This window comes from Vibrio sp. OPT24 (assembly GCF_015163545.1).
GTDB classification, from domain to species: Bacteria; Pseudomonadota; Gammaproteobacteria; order Enterobacterales; family Vibrionaceae; genus Vibrio; species Vibrio cyclitrophicus.
Map to the genome: position 1 here is coordinate 263,081 of NZ_JADDYI010000020.1, position 18,891 is coordinate 281,971.

12 protein-coding genes are annotated in these 18,891 nt (G+C 44.6%); 4 read left to right on the plus strand and 8 right to left on the minus strand.

Annotated elements, in window-relative coordinates:
• Positions 1-2: 2 nt before the first annotated feature.
• From IQO02_RS06860 to IQO02_RS06875, 4 genes are all read left to right on the plus strand, one after another.
• Positions 3-887, plus strand: a complete 885-nt coding sequence (locus tag IQO02_RS06860) for an N-acetylglucosamine kinase (RefSeq protein ID WP_010436031.1) — start codon at positions 3-5, stop codon at positions 885-887.
• Positions 888-899: 12 nt separating this feature from the next.
• Positions 900-2,846, plus strand: a complete 1,947-nt coding sequence (locus IQO02_RS06865; RefSeq protein ID WP_193838520.1) for a beta-N-acetylhexosaminidase — start codon at positions 900-902, stop codon at positions 2,844-2,846.
• A 127-nt stretch (positions 2,847-2,973) separates the two neighbouring features.
• Complete coding sequence (locus IQO02_RS06870; protein ID WP_010436027.1) at positions 2,974-5,379, plus strand: GH36-type glycosyl hydrolase domain-containing protein; 2,406 nt, start codon at positions 2,974-2,976, stop codon at positions 5,377-5,379.
• A 74-nt stretch (positions 5,380-5,453) separates the two neighbouring features.
• A complete protein-coding gene (locus IQO02_RS06875; protein WP_010436025.1) occupies positions 5,454-6,866 on the plus strand; it encodes a phosphoglucomutase/phosphomannomutase family protein in 1,413 nt (470 codons plus the stop codon).
• A 153-nt stretch (positions 6,867-7,019) separates the two neighbouring features.
• Here the strand turns inward: IQO02_RS06875 and IQO02_RS06880 are convergent, their stop codons facing one another.
• The 8 genes from IQO02_RS06880 to IQO02_RS06915 all read right to left on the minus strand — a co-directional run bounded on the left by IQO02_RS06880 (position 7,020) and on the right by IQO02_RS06915 (position 18,882).
• A complete protein-coding gene (locus tag IQO02_RS06880; protein ID WP_010436024.1) occupies positions 7,020-8,048 on the minus strand; it encodes an ABC transporter ATP-binding protein in 1,029 nt (342 codons plus the stop codon).
• The gene (locus tag IQO02_RS06885) at positions 8,048-9,673 is read right to left on the minus strand and encodes an ABC transporter permease (protein ID WP_010436023.1); all 1,626 of its coding nucleotides are present in this window, start codon (positions 9,671-9,673) and stop codon (positions 8,048-8,050) included. Before IQO02_RS06885 ends, IQO02_RS06880 begins: the two co-directional genes overlap by 1 nt.
• A 246-nt stretch (positions 9,674-9,919) precedes the next feature.
• Positions 9,920-10,933, minus strand: a complete 1,014-nt coding sequence (locus IQO02_RS06890) for a Fe(3+) ABC transporter substrate-binding protein (RefSeq protein ID WP_010436022.1) — start codon at positions 10,931-10,933, stop codon at positions 9,920-9,922.
• A 297-nt stretch (positions 10,934-11,230) separates the two neighbouring features.
• On the minus strand, positions 11,231-12,460 hold the full coding sequence (locus tag IQO02_RS06895; protein ID WP_010436021.1) for an ammonium transporter: 1,230 nt from the start codon (positions 12,458-12,460) through the stop codon (positions 11,231-11,233).
• A 27-nt stretch (positions 12,461-12,487) separates the two neighbouring features.
• On the minus strand, positions 12,488-12,826 hold the full coding sequence (glnK, locus tag IQO02_RS06900) for a P-II family nitrogen regulator (protein WP_010436019.1): 339 nt from the start codon (positions 12,824-12,826) through the stop codon (positions 12,488-12,490).
• A 267-nt stretch (positions 12,827-13,093) separates the two neighbouring features.
• Positions 13,094-13,462 (minus strand): YacL family protein, encoded by a 369-nt coding sequence (locus IQO02_RS06905; RefSeq protein WP_016800664.1) that lies wholly within the window; start codon positions 13,460-13,462, stop codon positions 13,094-13,096.
• A 225-nt stretch (positions 13,463-13,687) separates the two neighbouring features.
• Entirely contained in the window at positions 13,688-16,276 is a 2,589-nt protein-coding gene (acnB, locus tag IQO02_RS06910) for a bifunctional aconitate hydratase 2/2-methylisocitrate dehydratase (RefSeq protein WP_010436014.1), read from the minus strand.
• A 272-nt stretch (positions 16,277-16,548) separates the two neighbouring features.
• Entirely contained in the window at positions 16,549-18,882 is a 2,334-nt protein-coding gene (locus tag IQO02_RS06915) for a patatin-like phospholipase family protein (protein WP_010436011.1), read from the minus strand.
• Positions 18,883-18,891: the final 9 nt, after the last annotated feature.

The following is an 18,891-nucleotide window of genomic DNA, read 5'->3' on the forward strand; positions in this document are numbered from 1 at the left end:
TCATGACTATTTACTACGTAGGTATTGATGGTGGTGGCACTTCTTGTCGTGCGCGTATTCGTGATGACCAAGGCACACTCATTGGTGAAGCAAAAAGTGGCAGTGCCAACATCCTTTTGGGTGTTGATGTTGCGATGAGCTCAATTGTTGATGCGATTACTCAAGCGGCACAACAAGGGCAACTCGACTCAAATCATTTTTCCAATATACATGTCGGCCTTGCACTGGCTGGCGCTGAGCAAAAGTCGGCATGGTTCGATTTCATGGCTCAACCACACCCTTTCGCAAGTATGACGCTCAACACTGACGCTTACGGTGCTTGTATTGGCGCCCACAATGGCCAAAACGGCGCGATCATGATTGGTGGTACAGGTTCATGTGGCATCTACCTAAACAACGGCGAACAACATGTGGTTGGCGGTCGTGAATTTCCAATTTCAGACCAAGGTGGCGGCGCAGTGATGGGCCTTCGCTTAATTCAACAAGTCCTGTTAGCAGAAGACGGTATTCGCAGCAAAACCCCACTGACTCAACACGTGATGAACCACTTTGACAATGATGTTGATGCGATCGTGGCGTGGTCAAAAGGCGCCATTCCAAAAGACTACGGTCAATTCTCGCCAGTGATTTTTCAACTCGCTAACGAAGGCGATGAGCTGGCTATCGAGATGCTCAAGCAAACCGCAGCTGATATCGAAATGTTTGTGCTAGCACTTCATCGCAAAGGTGCAGACAAGGTATGCCTGATGGGCAGTATCGCTGAGCGCATTCTCAACTGGCTATCACCACCAGTACAACAATGGATCGTTGAACCTCAATTTGACGCTATTGAAGGCGCATTGATGTTTGCCGGAAAACCACAACACAACTTGTATCAACAGGCTTAGCAGGGAAGTTATATGAATTATCGCATCGACTTAGCTGTTCTTTCTGAACAAAAAAATAACTGCCGATTTGGCCTTACGGTACATAACTTAAGTGACCTCGACGTAAAAGATTGGTCACTGTATTTTGCCTTTGACCGATTCATCCTTCCGGAGAGTCTATCTCAAGGTGAACTGACTCAAGTTGGAAGCTTTTGCTCGTTCAAACCAAGCTCTCCGGTGTTAAAGGCGAACAACCACTACTACCTTGAATTCAGTATTCAAAGCGCCCCATTTCGCTTCTATTCTGATGGCCTTAATGATGCATTTATCCAATCACATCATGATGGAGAAACATCGGTACTGCCTGTCGCGATATCACCGATTTTTTTGGCTTCGCCATACCGTGAACGCAACCAAATACCTGAAGTTAACGCTGCTGAAATTGCATTAATTCCTCAGCCAAATCAGATCGAACTTCAGCTAGGTAGCTTCGCACTAAGTAGCGAATGCAAGATTGAGGTTCAATCTCAACTTGCTGATAAGGCGTTATCTTGGCTGCAACAAGAATTGCTTTCTACCTTTGAGCTGTCGATTTCGAATGAGCTTTCAACTGAATTTTCAAAAGACGAAAGCGGCGACATTCTATTTCGCAGCAACCCGACGTTAGACGAAGCCGAGTACAAGCTCACCGTCACGGCACAACAAATAATGGTTGAATCAGGCAGCCAATCGGGCTTCACACACGCTGTAGCAAGCTTGATTCAGTTGGTACAACAACTGGATGCCAAGAACTTCTCTGTTCCATGTTGCAAAATCGTCGATCAGCCTCGTTTCAAATACCGAGGCATGATGCTGGATTGCGCTCGTCACTTCCATTCAGTGGAGCAAGTGAAACGCTTAATCAACCAGCTCGCGCACTACAAGTTCAACGTCTTTCATTGGCACTTAACCGATGATGAGGGTTGGCGAATTGAGATCAATAGCCTACCTCAACTTACTGAAATCGGTGCTTGGCGTGGCCCTGACCATGCACTAGAACCGCAATACACACACCTTACTGACAACTATGGCGGCTTCTACACGCAACAACAGATTCGCGAAGTCATTGAATACGCAGAGCAGCGTAGCATCACTGTAATCCCTGAGATTGACATCCCAGGTCACTGCCGCGCCGCGATCAAATCACTGCCTGACATGCTGGTAGAGCAAGCTGACACCACTCAATACAAGAGTATTCAGCACTACAACGACAATGTCCTAAACCCTGGCTTGCCAGGCACTTACCAATTCTTAGATGCGGTTATTGAAGAAGTCGCAGAGCTATTCCCCAGCGAATTGATTCACATGGGTGCAGACGAAGTACCACCGGGTGTGTGGACTAACAGCCCTGCAGCTCAAGCTCTGATGAAAGAGCATAAATATCAAGACAGCAAAGACTTACAAGGCCACCTATTCCGTTATGCCGAGAACAAACTCAAGCAACTTGGCAAGCGCATGGTGGGCTGGGAAGAAGCGCAACACGGCGACAAAGTCAGTAAAGAGACCATCATCTACTCGTGGCTCAGTGAAGAAGCAGCAGTGAATTGCGCTCGCCAAGGCTTTGATGTGGTGTTGCAACCGGCACAATTTACCTATCTCGACATGACCCAAGATTATGCACCGGAAGAACCGGGCGTCGATTGGGCTGCCGTTACCCCATTAGAACAAGCTTATAACTACGAAGCACTTGCTGAGATATCCGACACCGACCCAATTCGTAAGCGGATCCGCGGAATTCAGTGTGCTCTATGGTGTGAGATCGTCACCAACCAAAAGCGTATGGATTATATGGTATTCCCAAGAATTAGCGCTTTATCTGAAGGATGTTGGACACATAAAAACAACCGAAACTGGCTAGATTACCTATCTCGCCTAAAGGGGCATCTGCCATTACTCGACAGACTCAATGTTGATTATCGCAACCCTTGGAAAGGTCAATAAAACAAACCAAAGCGACACTCACATCGAGCGGTTGCTGACTCAAATTAAGGTGCTCAGTCAGATAAGACTCAGCATCACTATTTAAAAATTAGCTGCACAGATGCAGTTTGTTAAAAAGGAAATGACAATGAAATACGGCTATTTCGATAACGACAATCGCGAATACGTCATCACTCGCCCTGATGTACCAGCACCATGGACCAACTACCTGGGTACTGAAAAGTTTTGTACCGTAATTTCGCACAATGCGGGCGGTTATTCGTTCTACAATTCTCCGGAATACAACCGTGTTACTAAGTTCCGTCCAAATGGCACCTTTGACCGTCCAGGACACTATGTTTACCTGCGTGATGATGAGACGGGTGATTACTGGTCTATCTCTTGGCAACCAGTGGCAAAAAGCCTAGATGAAGCGAACTACGAAGTTCGTCATGGTCTGTCATACTCAAAGTTCAAATGTGAATACAGCGGTATTACGGCAACCAAAACGCTATTCGTTCCTAAGGGCGAAGATGCAGAAGTTTGGGATGTCGTACTGAAGAACAACACCGACAAGCCAAGAACCATCAGCACATTCTCATTTGTTGAGTTCTCATTCAGCCACATCCAATCGGATAACCAGAACCACCAGATGTCTTTGTACTCTGCGGGCACGTCTTACCAAGAAGGAGTGTTGGAATACGACCTGTACTACAACACCAACGACTTTGAAGGCTTCTACTACCTAGCATCAACCTTCTCTCCAGACAGCTACGATGGTCAGCGTGACAACTTCCTTGGCATGTACCGTGACGAAGCAAACCCAATTGCCGTTGAGAACGGTAAATGTTCTAACAGTGCTCAAACTTGTTACAACCACTGTGGTTCTCTGCACAAGCAATTTACGATTCAACCGGGTGAAGAAGTTCGCTTTGCTTATGTACTAGGTATCGGTAAAGGCAACGGTGAACGCCTCCGCGAGAAGTACCAAGACACAGCAAACGTAGATGCGGCGCTCCAAGGCATCAAAGATCACTGGGACGAGCGTTGCAACAAATTCCAAGTTAAGTCGCCAAACGAAGGCTTAGACACCATGATCAACACGTGGACGCTATACCAAGCGGAAACCTGTGTGGTTTGGTCACGCTTTGCATCATTCATCGAAGTTGGCGGTCGTACTGGTCTTGGTTACCGTGATACTGCGCAAGATGCGATCTCAGTGCCTCATGCCAACCCACAAATGACCAAGAAGCGTATTATCGACCTGCTTCGCGGCCAAGTGAAAGCGGGCTACGGTCTACACTTGTTCGATCCTGACTGGTTCGATCCAGAGAAAGCTGACGTTGAACCTTCAAAATCACCAACGGTTGTTCCAACGCCGTCAGATGACGACAAGATCCACGGCATTGACGATACCTGTTCTGATGATCACTTATGGATCGTACCAACCATCATCAAGTACGTGATGGAAACCGGTGAACACGATTTCTTTGACGAAGTGATTCCATACGCAGATGGTGGCGAAGCAACGGTTTACGAACACATGAAAGCCGCACTTAACTTCTCTGCAGAATACGTAGGTCAAACAGGTATCTGTAAGGGTCTTCGCGCAGACTGGAATGACTGTCTGAATCTAGGTGGCGGTGAATCTTCTATGGTTTCATTCCTACACTTCTGGGCTCTTCAAGAGTTCTTAGACCTGGCTAAGTTCCGCAATAACGATGCTGACGTTACCAAATACACTGAAATGGCAGCTAACGTTCGCGAAGCGTGTGAAACGCACCTTTGGGATGACGAGGGTGGTTGGTACATCCGTGGTCTAACTAAAAATGGCGACAAGATCGGTACTGCTCAACAAGCTGAAGGTCGAGTTCACCTTGAATCAAACACGTTAGCGGTTCTCTCTGGCGCGGTATCTCAAGAACGTGGCGAGAAAGCAATGGACGCAGTTGATGAGAACCTATTTTCTGAATACGGCCTACACCTAAACTCTCCATCATTCGCAACACCAAACGATGATATCGGCTTTGTAACTCGCGTTTACCAAGGCGTAAAAGAGAACGGTGCTATCTTCTCTCACCCGAATCCATGGGCTTGGGTAGCAGAGGCGAAGCTTGGCCGTGGCGACCGTGCGATGAAATTCTACGATGCGCTTAACCCTTATAACCAAAACGACATGATTGAAACACGTTACGCGGAACCATATTCGTACGTGCAGTTCATCATGGGTAAAGACCACCAAGACCACGGCCGTGCAAACCACCCATGGTTAACAGGCACCTCGGGCTGGGCTTACTTTGCGGTAACCAACTTCATTCTTGGTGTTCGCACCGGATTCGAAGGTTTAACTGTAGATCCTTGTATCCCGACTGATTGGCCAGAGTTTGAGGTCACTCGTCAATGGCGCGGTGCAACTTACAACATCACGGTGCAAAACCCTAATGCAGTAAGCAAAGGTGTAGCCTCTATCACTATCAACGGTGAGTCAGTTGAAGGTGCAATCCCAGTACAAACAGAAGGCAGCGTGAATGATGTTGTCGTTGTTCTAGGCTAGTCACGCAATTTAACGAACAGCTCCGGTCTCAAGTCTTTACAGGCTTGAGACCGTGAGACTAAAAGGATTTTCTAATGATTAAATTTGGTACCGGTGGCTGGCGCGCTTTCATTGGTGAAGAGTTCACCAGAGACAATGTTCGCTTGGTGGCACAAGCGCTCGCTAACATCATCAATAATGAAAATGCCGCAAAGAACGGGTTTGTGATCGGCTATGACCGCCGATTCCTTTCAGATAAAGCAGCATGTTGGTTTGCAGAAGTACTTGCGGCGAACAACATCAAAGTAAGCTTCATTGATAAGTTCGTTCCAACACCTATCGTGATGTTCCAAGCGAAAGAGATGGGCAGCATCTACTCGGCATGTATTACCGCATCTCACAACCCAGCAGACTACAACGGCATCAAGATCTTCATTGAAGGTGGACGTGATGCTGATGAGATCATCACCGAGAAGATAGAACAGCAAATCGCAACATTGACCAGCGAAGACGTTATACGAGTTGATTTCGAGCAAGCGTTAAACGACAAAGAAATCGAGATCATCAACCCGATGAACGACTTTGTTGATTCAATCATCAACTTCATCGATATCGAGTCGATCAAGAAAGCTAACCTACGCGTGCTGATTGACCCAATGTTTGGCGTAGCGAAAAATGCTTTGCAGACAGTGCTGATCAACGGTCGATGTGATGTCGACGTCATCAACGATGGCAAAAACCCAGATTTTGGTGGCTTGATGCCATCACCAAATGCCGCAACGCTCTATCGCTTGAAGCACTTAGTTGCAGCAGAAGGCTATGACATAGGTATTGGTACTGATGGCGATGCCGATCGTCTGGGTATTATTGATGAGAAAGGTCACTTCATTCACCCTAACGAAGTACTACTACTGCTTTATTACTACTTACTGGAATACAAAGGCTGGAAGGGCTCTGTCGTTCGTAATATTGCCACCACACATCTACTGGATAAAGTAGCTGCGGATCATGGAGAGAAGAGCTTTGAGGTTCCTGTAGGCTTTAAGCATATCAGCTCTCAAATGGAAGCTGATGATTCTCTAATTGGTGGCGAAAGCTCAGGTGGCTTAACCATTCGAGGTCACATCAAAGGTAAGGATGGCGTATTTGCATCAAGCTTGCTGGTTGAGATGATCAGTGTGACAGGCAAGAAGCTGTCTGAATTGCTTGATGAGATTTACTCTAAATATGGCTATGCCTACACCGCAGAAGGCGATTGTAAGTTTAAACCTTCAGAGAAAGAAGCGCTCTACACTAAGATCTACGTCGAGAAGCAACTACCTGAATTTGAATACGAAATTGAAAAAGTTAGCTATGAAGATGGTGCAAAGGTGTACTTCAAGAATGGCGGCTGGGTCATTGCTCGCTTCTCAGGAACAGAGCCGTTACTACGAATTTTCGCAGAAATGGAAGATAAAGACACTGCAGAACATGTTCTTCAAAAAGTAAAAGACTTCCTCTCTCTATAGGCTTATAGAGTGCAGCAGTGTTGTATGGGACTTAACATATCACTGCCTTGTTAAAGCCTATTGATGAAGAACTTTTGCCCAGTACTTTTAATTAAGTTCTGGGCTTTTTTATGACTGAGCTTTATTTACAGGAATGGGAATGACGAGAAATCGTTAAAACGCCAATACGCCTTTGGTATCCACTTTTACGGTTACCGGCATACCCATTTCAAGAGCCTCTGAAGAGGTTGCTAATAACTTCTGACCGTTCGCTTCAATCACATAACGACAGTGGTCTCCCATGAACTGCTGTTCTAATACTGAAAGGTTACTGTCTACATCATGAGTAGCCACGATATGTTGAGGTCTTAACAACAACGCACATTCAGCCCCCACTTCGATCTCGGTTTGAGCCTTGGCCTCAATCAAACCTAAGCTTGTTTCAAATTCGTTATCTGAAATACGTTGTGCATTCAAGTAACTTCCGCCACCTAAGAAATCAGCAACAAACTTGCTTGATGGGTGGAAGTACAGTTCTGACGCCGAGCCGTATTGTTCGATGACACCATGATTCATTACTGCCATCTTGTCAGCAAAAGCAAACGCTTCTTCACGACTGTGAGTCACAAAAATAGCCGTCACACCCTGCTTCTTAAAGATTTTACGAATCTGAGAAATCAGCTCATGACGTACTTGGGTATCAATGTTAGAAAACGGTTCGTCCAATAGCAGTAGGTCTGGCTTATATGCCAAAGAGCGCGCAATCGCGACACGTTGCTGTTGTCCACCAGATAGCTGATGAGGGTAACGATCGCCAAATTGGTCAAGGTGTACGAGCTCAAGCATCTCTTGAACTTTCGCAGTCTTATCTTGCTCAGACATATCGCGTAGACCAAATGCCACGTTCTGATTCACGGTGAGGTGTGGAAACAGAGCATAATCTTGGAAAATCATTCCAATGTTACGCTGCTCTGGCGGCAACCAATTCGCAGCGTCATCAATAACTTGGCAATTCAAGCTCATAACGCCACTACTCAATGGAAGCAGACCTGCAATCGCTTTAAGCAGCGTCGTCTTACCACATCCACTGGCACCAAGCAGACAAACAATTTCACCATGCTCAACTTCTAAAGAAAGAGATTCCAAAATGGTTTGGGAATCATACTTACAAGTCAGATTTTTAATTGATAATGCACAACTCATTAGTGTTTCTGCTCCAAGGAACGGTTTACGATGATCAGTGGGATTAAGCCTACCAATACTAATAACACAGCAGGCATAGCTGCTAATTCAAGGTGTTCATCTGACGCATAGTTATAAACATAAGTCGCGAGCGTTTCGAAATTAAAGGGACGCAGCAGCAATGCTGCATTTAGCTCTTTCATTGATTCGATAAACACCAATAAGCCTGCAATCAGAGCACCACGCTTAATCAAAGGTAGGTGAACACGGCGTAACATCTGGTTGGTATTACACCCCATTGTTTTAGAGGCCATATCCAATGAAGGTGATACTTTACTTAGGCTACTTTCGATACTACCAATAGCAACAGCTGAAAAACGCACTACCATTGCAAAGATAAGCGCAAACATGGAACCAGAGAAGATCAAACCAGGTCGTCCCCACTCCATCACTTTAGCGATGTCATTGACCAAGTGATCCATAAACAACACGGGTACCATCACGCCAATCGCTAGAACGGTGCCTGGAACAGCATAGCCCATTGAAGCAAACCTAATGTAAGCCAGGTTTTTCTTACCAGGGCTCACACGTTGATTAAAATTCACAATCAACGCAACGAGTACACCAATAATCGCCGCGACAACAGAGACGTAAAGACTATTAAGTGCATATTCTCTGAATTCTGGTGTCCAACTTTGAGCGAAATACTTGTAGGCATAAATGATCAATTGCGCGAGGGGGAATAAAAACGCTATGCACACTAACCCCCAACACCAAAACAGTGACAACCACTTTTTCCAACCGATTAGTTCATAACGAAAATCTTCGCGGCTACTAAATTGATTTTGAAATAACTTTTGTTTACGACGGCTGTATCGCTCGGTGCTCAATAAGAGAATGACAATCACTAACATGATTGCCGATATTTTTGCAGCGGCTGTTAGGCTCGAGTAGCCCAACCAAGTATCGTAAACCGCTGTCGTTAGTGTGTTAACAGCAAAGTAGCTTACAGTACCGAAGTCACCTATGGTTTCCATCGCAACAAGAGACAAACCGACCGCCATGGAAGGACGAACAAGTGGAAGTGAGATACGACGAAAGCTTTCCCAGGGAGAGCACTTCAACAAGCGAGCAGATTGTAATAGGGAAACGTTTTGCTCCATGAAAGCCGCACGGCAGAGCAAATAAATATAAGGGTAAAGAACGAGAGACAGAACAATAATAGCGCCTGATAAGGTTCTAATGTCGGGGAACCAATATTCACTAGGTCCCCACCCCGTCAGTTCTCGTAGCAGGATTTGAACAGGGCCAGCAAAATCAAACCAGTCGGTAAAAATATAGCCCACAATATAGCCAGGCATTGCCAATGGCAGCACCAAAGCCCATTGCAAAACACGCTCTCCAGGAACACGACACATTGCCATGATCCATGCAGACGGAATACCGAAAATCAAAGACAGGAACATGGTTCCTATGACTAAAACCACCGTATTGTAAGCATAGGTGGGCATTACTGTAGACATAAGATGAGAAAATAGCTCATCCGTTTCTCCAACAGCAGTCGTAAAAATCGCCAAGATTGGTAAAACAAGCAGTACAGCGATTATTCCGCTACTGGTGTTCCATAAATAATTCTTTTCTTTCATCGCCTAACTACAATGAGGCTTAATGAAATACATATGCATTTGCAAATACATCTCATATCCTTTTAATGGTGGGGGTATTTATACCCATATACCGTAATGACTTCAAGGTGAGATACTCATAACTCAATGGATCAAGGGAGAGCTTTGTATCAAAAAGTGATTTCTCCAAAAACAAACAACCCCAAGGAGCCGAAAATAGCCACTTGGGGTCATAATTTTATGCGGGCCGGAGCCTACAATAATAAATTATAGATCGAACTTAACTTCATCTAATAGCTTGATTGCCGCCGCATGGTGGTTTGCAATTTCATCTAGAGAAATAGTATCTGCTTTGAACTCACCCCACGAAGCAACAAGCTCAGAAGGTTTAACGTCTGCTTTCACTGGGTATTCGTAGTTCACTTCTGCGTACATGCTTTGTGCAGTGTTACCAGATAGGAATTCCATCAGCTTAACGGCATTCTCTTCGTTTGGAGAGTATTTAGCCATTGCCATACCAGAGATATTCACGTGAGTACCCGTTGTCTCTTGATTAGGGAAGTTAATGTAAACAGAGTCAGCCCAAGCTTTTTGCTCTTTATCATTAATCATTTTACCTAGGTAGTAACTATTACCAAGAGCAACATCACATAGACCTTCTTTAATCGCTTTAACTTGTGCACGGTCGTTACCTTGAGGCTTACGTGCTAGATTTGCTTTTACGCCTTCTAGCCACTCTTTCGTTTCAGCTTCGCCTTTATGAGCAATCATCGAAGAAACGAGAGAAACATTGTACGGGTGCTTACCGCTACGAGTACAGATTTTGCCTTTAAATTCAGGCTTAGTTAGATCTTCATAAGTGAATTCTTCACCTAGACGACCAACACGGTCACGTGAAGAGTAAACGCTACGTGTACGAGTTGTTAGAGCGAACCACTCGTTAGCAGTATCTTGGTACTGGGCAGGGATGTTTTTTTCAAGTACATCACTTTCAACTGATTGAACTAGACCTTGCTTAGTTAGCTCAGATAAACGGCTAATATCGACAGTTAATACAACGTCAGCTGGGCTGTATTCACCCTCTTGAGCTAACTTCTCTGCTAAACCTTTTTTAGCAAACTTCACGTTTACTTTAATGCCAGTCTCTTTTGTGAATTCTTTGAACATTGGCTCAACAAGGAAAGGTTGACGGTAAGAGTATACGTTTACTTCTTCCGCAGCCATTGCTGTCGGGGCAATTACACTACACGCTAGAGCTGAAAGTGTTAGCAGTTTTTTCATTGTAAAATCCTTTATATCGAAATGATAATGTCTATCAGTTGCGTTATTATATTCATCATCAACATAATTACAATGACGAGCGACAAAAAATCTGTCTACTCAGACCATTAAAATCTTCACTTTTGTAACAAAACATTTCAACAAGAATAACCACGCACTCACCAGTGCAGAGCCTTTATATTGGCATCAAGGTGTCTAACAATTACTCTACCGTAAATAAAACAAAACCCCACAACCATAAGTTGTAGGGCTTTCTTTCTATCACCTAACCTTTTCAGGCTAGGTTATTATTACTGATTATTTTACTGACACAAACTCAGGGTAAGCACCAACACCACAATCATGCATATCCATACCTTCAAGCTCTTCGTCTTCAGTTACACGAATACCGATTGTCGCTTTAAGCACAGCCCATACCGCTAGACTCGCACCAAATACCCAAGCAAAGATTACTGCAGCACCTAATAGTTGAGCACCAAATGTTGCATCAGCGTTGCTTAGTGGCACAGCCATTAGGCCGAAGAAACCACACACACCGTGCACAGAGATAGCACCAACTGGATCATCAATCTTAGCTTTATCTAGAGCGATGATGCTGAACACAACAAGTGCACCAGATACCGAACCGATTGCTACCGCGAATAGAGGTGATGGTGATAGAGGGTCAGCAGTGATTGCAACTAGACCAGCTAACGCACCGTTAAGGATCATTGTTAGGTCCGCTTTACCCCATGTTGTCTTACATACTAGTAGTGCTGCAATTGCGCCCGCTGCTGCTGCTGCGTTAGTGTTTAAGAAGATTTGACCAACTGCTGTTGCGTTCTCAAAGTCTGAAACCATTAACTGAGAACCGCCGTTGAAACCGAACCAACCGAACCAAAGGATAAATGTACCTAACGTTGCAAGTGGCATGTTTGAACCAGGAATCGGGTAGATTTCACCGTTCTTACCGTATTTACCTTTACGGGCGCCAAGTAGTACAACACCTGCTAATGCTGCCGCTGCGCCTGCCATGTGTACGATACCTGAACCAGCGAAGTCACTGAAGCCTGCTTCTGATAGGAAACCACCGCCCCAAGTCCAGTAACCTTCCATTGGGTAAATGAACGCTGTTAGTACAACAGAGAAGATCAGGAATGACCAAAGCTTCATACGCTCAGCAACTGCACCCGATACTACAGACATTGCTGTTGCAACGAATACTACTTGGAAGAAGAAGTCTGACTCTAGTGAGTGGTCTGCACCTTCACCTTGAGTACCAATTAGAGTACCGAATGAAGGTAACCAACCACCTTCACCATTGTCTACGTACATAATGTTGTAGCCAACCACTAAGAATGTAGTACAAGCAATTGCGTACAAACAGATGTTCTTAGTTAAAATTTCTGTGGTGTTCTTTGAGCGAACTAGGCCAGCTTCTAACATTGCGAAGCCTGCTGCCATCCACATTACCAACGCACCTGAAATGAGGAAGAAAAAAGTGTCTAGTGCGTAACGTAGTTCCGTTACTGTTGTTGTAAGTTCCATATTAAAGTCTCCAGTCCTTGTAATTCTTTAAAGTGCTTCAGCATCCATTTCACCAGTACGAATTCGTACGGCATGGCTAAGGTCATACACAAAAATTTTGCCATCGCCGATTTTTCCGGTGTGTGCCGCTTGGCTAATCGCTTCAACAACTCGGTCAACATTCTCAGCTTGGGTAGCTATCTCTAGTTTTACCTTTGGCAGGAAATCAACTTGGTACTCTGCACCACGATACAATTCAGTGTGTCCCTTCTGGCGACCGAAACCTTTCACTTCAGAAACAGTCATACCTTCAATACCTACATCAGAGAGCGCTTCACGTACATCGTCTAATTTAAATGGCTTAACAATGGCATTTATTAATTTCATATTCGTTCCTTAAATTCTTCACAAATCCGTTAATTCCCTTATTACAATCCAAGTAGCGTGCCAAAAAGTTAAGTCATTGATTTAAAATAAAATAAAGATATTAAGAGCGTAATAACAAAAAAGGCCGCACCATATTGGTGCGGCCTTTTCACTATCTTAATGCGTAACGCTATTGTTGCTCCAGTTTTGGGCAACGAGATGATTACAGTATGAAACTATTGCTAATTCATAACCTAAAAGTCGTTACTGATCGCTGAGAAATCATAACTAATAACCTAAAAAGTCAATCCAGCGTTCGAGCAACAGCTCAAAATCATCAATTCCGCAACTCGCTTGGCTTTCACAGTTATAAAAATCGAACTCACTACCCTCTTCCATCTCTTGCTCATGCGCTAACACATTTTCTTGAATCGTGACTTCATCTTCATTGATCGCAAGGCTGATCTCTTTGCCAAGTAGTGTAACTTCATTACTAAGATCTTGGCGAGACTGCTGAATAAGCGCCATGACATGCTCTAACTTTTGCTTATCTTTACCAATCTCTTCTTGAAGCCAACGACCAACAATTTCATGGCCCATGCTGCATTTCACATAGTATTCACCCATGAGAGTGTTTCTAGTAAATTCGAATTCCATACGGCTCCAAAGTTCCAATAAAGAGAAGATTCAATAAATAAGTAGTAGCAAAAATGAGGCGAGAGTATATAGCTAACTCTATTTGAGATCGAGCCTGTTTAACGAGACACAGTGCCTCTTACAAAAAGCACAAACAAAAACGCCCTCTCACATGGAGAAGGCGTTGAATTAACAGTTAACACGTACCTTAAAAGCAGTAAGTGCTTACTTGTTATCTATTAAGCGCTACGCAGGCTCTTGAAAGATAACAGTGTCTGCTTTTTCCGTGTACTGACCCATTTTATGGAAGTTCAGGTAACGGTATGTATCTGCAGCGGTTGCATTAATCTTCTCAGCGTACTCTAAGTACTCTTCTTTCGTTGGTATACGACCTAGAATCGCGCCAACCGCAGAAAGCTCAGCAGAAGCCAGGTAAACATTCGCGCCATTACCTAAGCGGTTCGGGAAGTTACGAGTTGACGTCGACATAACCGTCGAAGCATCAGCCACACGAGCTTGGTTACCCATACATAGTGAACAGCCAGGAGTTTCGATACGTACACCAGCACGACCGAAGATGCCGTAGTAGCCTTCTTCTGTCAGTTGGTCTTTATCCATCTTCGTTGGCGGAGCTACCCATAGGCGAGTATTTAGCGAGCCGTTAAACTCTTCTAGCATCTTACCCGCAGCTCGGAAGTGACCGATATTTGTCATACAAGAACCGATGAACACTTCTTGAATCTCAGTACCTTGAACGTCAGAAAGAAGACGAGCATCATCTGGATCGTTTGGTGCACATAGGATTGGCTGATCGATGTCAGCAAGGTCGATCTCGATAACATGAGCGTATTCCGCATCTGAATCAGCAGATAGCAACTCAGGGTTCGCTAGCCACTCTTCCATTGCCGTTATACGACGCTCAATCGTACGTACATCACCGTAACCTTCAGCAATCATCCACTTAAGCATAACGATATTCGAGTTCAAGTACTCATCGATAGACTCTTGAGATAGCTTAACAGTACAACCTGCAGCAGAACGCTCAGCAGATGCATCAGAAAGCTCAAATGCTTGCTCAACAGATAGGTGCTCAACACCTTCAATTTCTAGTACACGACCAGAGAATTCGTTGATCTTACCTGCTTTCTCTACGGTTAGTAGACCTTGCTTGATACCGTAAAGAGGAATGGCATGTACTAGGTCACGTAGCGTGATACCTGGCTGCATTTCACCTTTGAAGCGAACCAAGATAGATTCAGGCATATCAAGAGGCATAACGCCTGTTGCAGCAGCAAATGCGACCAAACCAGAACCCGCAGGGAACGAAATACCTAGAGGGAAACGAGTATGCGAGTCACCACCTGTACCAACAGTATCAGGAAGAAGCATACGGTTTAGCCATGAGTGAATAACACCATCACCTGGGCGAAGTGAAACACCCGCACGGTTCATGATGAAATCAGGCAGCGTATGGTGAGTATTTACATCAACTGGTTTAGGATATGCCGATGTATGACAGAAAGACTGCATAACAAGATCAGCAGAGAAGCCAAGACATGCAAGATCTTTAAGCTCATCACGCGTCATAGGGCCCGTAGTATCTTGAGAGCCAACAGTTGTCATTTTAGGTTCACAGTACTGACCAGCACGTACACCTTCAACACCACATGCTTTACCTACCATCTTCTGAGCTAACGTGTAGCCTTTGTCAGAAGCAGAAGGGTCGATTGGTTTAGCAAATAGATCGGTTTCAGCTAAGCCTAGAGCCTCACGAGCGCGACCTGTAAGGCCACGACCGATGATCAGTGGAATACGACCACCAGCACGAACTTCATCTAACAATACTTTGCTTAACTCAAAGTTTGAAATCACAGAACCGTTTTTATGCACAACACCTTCATATGGGTAGATATCAATAATATCGCCCATGTTCATGTCTTGTACGTTTAGTTCAATTGGTAGTGCGCCAGAATCTTCCATTGTGTTGTAGAAGATTGGGGCAATTTTACCACCTAGACAAACACCGCCAGTACGCTTGTTTGGCACGAATGGGATATCTTCACCCATAAACCAAAGCACTGAGTTTGTTGCCGATTTACGTGAAGAACCTGTACCAACAACATCACCAACATAAGCCAGTGGAATGCCATCTTTTTGCATTTCTTCAATTTGAGTAATCGGACCAACGCTACCCTGTTCGTCAGGAGTGATGCCTTCACGTTCCATCTTCAGCATCGCTTTTGCGTGCACTGGGATATCTGGACGCGACCAGGCATCAGGCGCTGGAGATAGGTCATCGGTGTTGGTTTCACCGGTGACTTTGAATACTTTAACGGTAATTTTCTCTGCTACTTTGTCTTTAGCAGTAAACCATTCAGCATCAGCCCAAGATTGAAGTACTTGTTGTGCAGAAGTATTACCTGCTTTCGCTTTCTCTTCTACGTCGTAAAAAGCATCGAACATCAACAGAGTATGAGAAAGCGCTTTAACAGCGATTGGAGCAAGCTCAGCATCATCGAGTAGAGATACGAGAGGTTCGATGTTGTAGCCACCTTGCATAGTACCAAGCAGCTGAGCCGCTTTTTCTTTGCTTACTAGTGGAGAAGCTACTTCACCTTTCGTGATAGCCGTTAAAAAGCCAGCTTTTACATAAGCAGCTTCATCAACGCCTGGTGGAATGCGGTTTTCTAGTAGGTCAAGAATATATTCATCTTCACCTTGAGGTGGGTTCTTTAGAAGTTCAACTAGGCCAGCGACTTGCTCAGCGTCTAGTGGTTTTGGAACAACTCCCTCGGCAGCACGTTCTTCGACGTGTTTACGGTAGGCTTCAAGCACGACTTTTTTCCTCTCATTGCGGTCCACTTCTTCCCTTCATAATTGTTAGTAAAATAAAGAAGTGAACATCCTTGGAAACTTGGCTCTCCATTGCCATTTTTGTCATTCAATTTGTATTGATGAGCGGCGTCATAGAGGCCAAACTGTGGGCGGTAGAATAGCAAATTTAACGTTAAATTAAAATCTTATCATTTTGACCAACATAGCAAGTTAAGACGAAAGTCCTACGATTTTTGCCTATTTAGTCGGAAAAAGAGCTATCACACGCATGTTTATTTGTAAGACGTTCCGATAATTAAGTAGACCGAATCGTAGTTACTTTCGGTTCTACCGTAAGCTAAAATAATCGGCCCTATTGGAGAATCAACTCCAGCAAAGACAGAGCCAGCAGTGAACATCGGCGCTTCATCAAGACTCAGTTCATTGTTCGACCACACACCACCATGTTCAACGGATGCACCCACGTAGAATGGTGATTTAAAGAGGCCGAAATCATTTTCAAACCACTTGTAACGATAGATTAGACTCGTATAAGCCAAGTTTTGACCGATCAGGCTATTTCTTGGGATACCGGATAAATTAAGGAATCCACCAAGCTCCTTCGGATCAATTGGAAATACAGAGTTTTTGCTTTCTACCATACCAAAATCCAGCTTTGCGACTAAAGTATGCTTCTCAATACTTTGTGCCGCCATGAAATTAGCGGAAATCTCGTAAACGGTATCACTCTCAGAGGTTAAGTCAGAATCCCCAAGAGAACTGTCATTTTCAAAGTCATCATGAGAGACAAGATACTCTAAATCAACAAAGTAACCTTCCGTCGGTAAACTAAAGTTATCTAAGGTATCCAACCGATAACTAACGAATCCTCCGATACGTGAATACCCTCCATTACCTAGAGAGGGCAATGAAGCAACCTCAACTTCACCGTCGGTATAACGAACACCTGCTTTAAGCTCTTGCCACAATGTTGGTTGGTAACCCAATGCAAGTTCACCCACATACTCTCTGTAAGTCATCGGTAAGTAATCTTGCGTGACATCGAGGGTCGGCTCTTCAATCGCTTCCTCACCGGCGGGTAAATTTCTTTTCTGGTTGCTGTAAACAAGCGACGCCGAGGTAAACAACTTCTGGCTTGAGAAAAAAGGAGAAAACAACTCAGCCTCAATAAGCTTATCAGTACCCATTTCTAGATTCGTTCTTAACTCAGCACCGTGCGAGTTGATATCAGTGAAGTTCGCAGACATACCTATTGAATATTGGCTATCAGTTGCAAAGTCATCTTCAAGGTAAAAGCGAAAATTGAGATAATTAGGGCCCCATGATTTCTCATTCACATCAACGACGAGTTGATCTTCACCATCAACGTTTTCAAATTCATAAGTGACCAGTTCAAAGCGGTCTAATGCGTAGAGATCTTTAACCTGAGATTCAATCTCACTGGTTTTAAGGATCTGCCCTGAATCGAGGTTCAAGCGATTCTCTATCAACTTATCTGAATAGTGGCTGTTATTGTTGATAATAACCTTATCAACAACGGTTTGATCACCGTGTTTCAGCTTTTTTCGAGCTTGTTGTTTATGCTCGATATACTTCTGATAGTCTGCATTGGAGAGTGATAACTTAGAAAGTTCAGCGCTGTATTGGCGCGCGGCATCATAACCCGCTTGATAGGCGCCCGGCATCTTATCAAATTCAGTGGTTTCCATTAGCCCAACATCAGGGCGTAGGAACACATCGTCGTCCGTTAACGTCTCGGCCTGCTCTTGAGTGCTACGACGAACAAGGTAGTTGGATAGCTGATCGGCGGCGGCTAGAAAATTAGTAAAATCTTCCTTACCTTTGTAGTTTGAGCTGATATCGACAGCAATAACGATATCTGCTCCCATCGCTCTGGCAACATCAACCGGCATGTTATTGGTGACACCGCCATCAACCAGCATTCGCCCATCGACTTCATAAGGCGGCAAAGCGCCAGGCACCGACATACTTGCCATCATCGCATCAACAAGATGACCATGGTCGATAACGACTTCTTCGAGTTTAATAATATCTGTAGCAACAGAACGGTAAGGGATAGCAAGGTGGTCAAAAGAATCCAGCGGGGATAAGTTACCCGTAGTTTCACGCAAAATACGCAACATATTCTGACCTTGAACCACGCCTTTTCTTGCTTTGATTTCTCCCCAGCCTAAACCTAGATCGGTGTTCAGCTGATAGCGGTCTTCATACTCTTTGTCACGCACTCGGCGATCACTACGATTAACGCGATCACGGTAGCCGCGATTCCAATCAACCGTATAAATAAAGCTCTCGATCTCGTCAGCGCTCATTCCTGTCGCATAAAGTCCACCAACATAAGACCCCATGCTGGTCCCCGTAATGTAGTCGACTGGAATTTGCATCTCTTCGAGCGCTTTAAGCACACCTATATGTGCCGCACCTTTCGCTCCACCACCGGCAAGTACTACAGCAACCGTCGGTCTTTTATAGGCTTGTTCAGCCTGTTGAGATTGAGCAACGTCTGTCACAGTAAAAGCAAACAGCTGAAAACTGATCACAGCACTGGCGATGCTCAAGCTACTCACTAACCAACGAGAAATCATTATTTAAAC

Coding starts and splice junctions, on each gene's coding strand:
- IQO02_RS06860 (WP_010436031.1), top strand. CDS start 3: ATGACTATTTACTACGTAGGTATTGATGGTGGTGGCACTTCTTGTCGT.
- IQO02_RS06865 (WP_193838520.1), top strand. CDS start 900: ATGAATTATCGCATCGACTTAGCTGTTCTTTCTGAACAAAAAAATAAC.
- IQO02_RS06870 (WP_010436027.1), top strand. CDS start 2,974: ATGAAATACGGCTATTTCGATAACGACAATCGCGAATACGTCATCACT.
- IQO02_RS06875 (WP_010436025.1), top strand. CDS start 5,454: ATGATTAAATTTGGTACCGGTGGCTGGCGCGCTTTCATTGGTGAAGAG.
- IQO02_RS06880 (WP_010436024.1), bottom strand. CDS start 8,048: ATGAGTTGTGCATTATCAATTAAAAATCTGACTTGTAAGTATGATTCC.
- IQO02_RS06885 (WP_010436023.1), bottom strand. CDS start 9,673: ATGAAAGAAAAGAATTATTTATGGAACACCAGTAGCGGAATAATCGCT.
- IQO02_RS06890 (WP_010436022.1), bottom strand. CDS start 10,933: ATGAAAAAACTGCTAACACTTTCAGCTCTAGCGTGTAGTGTAATTGCC.
- IQO02_RS06895 (WP_010436021.1), bottom strand. CDS start 12,460: ATGGAACTTACAACAACAGTAACGGAACTACGTTACGCACTAGACACT.
- glnK (WP_010436019.1), bottom strand. CDS start 12,826: ATGAAATTAATAAATGCCATTGTTAAGCCATTTAAATTAGACGATGTA.
- IQO02_RS06905 (WP_016800664.1), bottom strand. CDS start 13,462: ATGGAATTCGAATTTACTAGAAACACTCTCATGGGTGAATACTATGTG.
- IQO02_RS06915 (WP_010436011.1), bottom strand. CDS start 18,882: ATGATTTCTCGTTGGTTAGTGAGTAGCTTGAGCATCGCCAGTGCTGTG.